The sequence below is a fragment of the Streptomyces flavofungini genome (assembly GCF_041028215.1).
GTDB lineage: Bacteria > Actinomycetota > Actinomycetes > Streptomycetales > Streptomycetaceae > Streptomyces > Streptomyces flavofungini_B.
Map to the genome: position 1 here is coordinate 1 of NZ_JASKYR010001320.1, position 1,248 is coordinate 1,248.

Here is a 1,248-nt window from a genome sequence, read left to right on the forward strand (position 1 = left end):
GCCTGGGCGCGGCCGAACTCGCCGGACTCAGCGAACGCCTCGGCCTCGCCACCACCGTCTCCGGCAGCACCACCCTCCGTGAGCTGGCCCGCGCGGGCGCCGCACCGGCCCTGTCCCTGGCCGACCTCGCCCACACCCTCCGCGTCGGCAGGGAGCAGCTCGACGTCCGCCTGGCCTTCACGGCCCGTCGACTCAGCGACGTACAGGCGGTGTTCAGGGCGGTCGGCGACGGCGTCGAGGGCGAGGGTGCCGGGAGCGCGGACATCGACGGCGCGGGCATCGCGCTCCACGACACCGCCCAGGGCCGCCGCGCGCCGGACACCGGCGCGACCGAGCGCCTGGCCCGCGCGCTGGCCGACGGCGACCTCACCGAGGCCGCACGGCTGTGGGCCCGGGGCGCCCACGCCCAGTGGCCGGACAGCGGCGCCCGCCGCATCGGCCTGCCCACCTACCCGTTCGCACGCAAGCGGTACTGGATACCGGGGCCGACGCCACGCGGCACGGCCGGGCGTACGGGGTCACCGCGCCCGGAGTCGGCACCCACCGGCCCTCCGCACACCCCCGCGAGAGACCTCATACCCGGCAGCGACCTGATACCCGGCAGCGACCTGATACCCGGCAGCGACCTGATACCCGGCGGCGACCTGATACCCGGCGGCTCCGCCAGATCCGGGCACACCCGCCGCGAGGACATCCCGGAACTCGGATTCCACCAGCCCGTGTGGTGCCCGGAAGAACTCCCCGAGCCCGCACACCGCACTCCCGCCGCCGAGGGCCACGAGGTGGCCGTCCTCACCGCCGGTGAACCCGGCGCCCTCGCCCAGGCGTTACTCCGTCACCACCCCGGCGCCCGCCTCGTCCGCCTCGACCGCGACGACCCGGCGCAACTGCTCGCCCAGCCCGTGCGGCACCTGTACCACCTCGGCGGACTCGACCGCCCGCACGACCTCGAAACCGCCCTGCGCGACGGCGTCCTCGCCCTCTTCCGCGCCCACGGCACCGGACCCCGCGTCACGGTCGTCACCGCCGGTGCCCACGACGACAACCCCCACGCTGCAGGCATCCTCGGCTACGCCCAGGTCCTCGCCGCCGAATGCCCCCACTCCGACGTCACCTGCGTCGACATCGAGGGCACCGGCACCGCCGACGCCCTTCCGGCACTGCTCGCCGAGCCCCCGCACCCTGCCGGACGCGCCGTCCTGCTCCGGGCGGGCCACCGCCACGTACGCCGCCTCGTGCGCACCCCCG

1 protein-coding gene is annotated in these 1,248 nt (G+C 76.2%); it reads left to right on the forward strand.

The window, feature by feature from the left end; all coding sequences use genetic code 11:
- Window positions 1-1,248, forward strand: a 1,248-nt coding sequence (locus tag AB8Z36_RS40755; RefSeq protein ID WP_369218383.1) for a KS-MAT linker domain-containing protein, incomplete at both ends; no start/stop codon positions are given.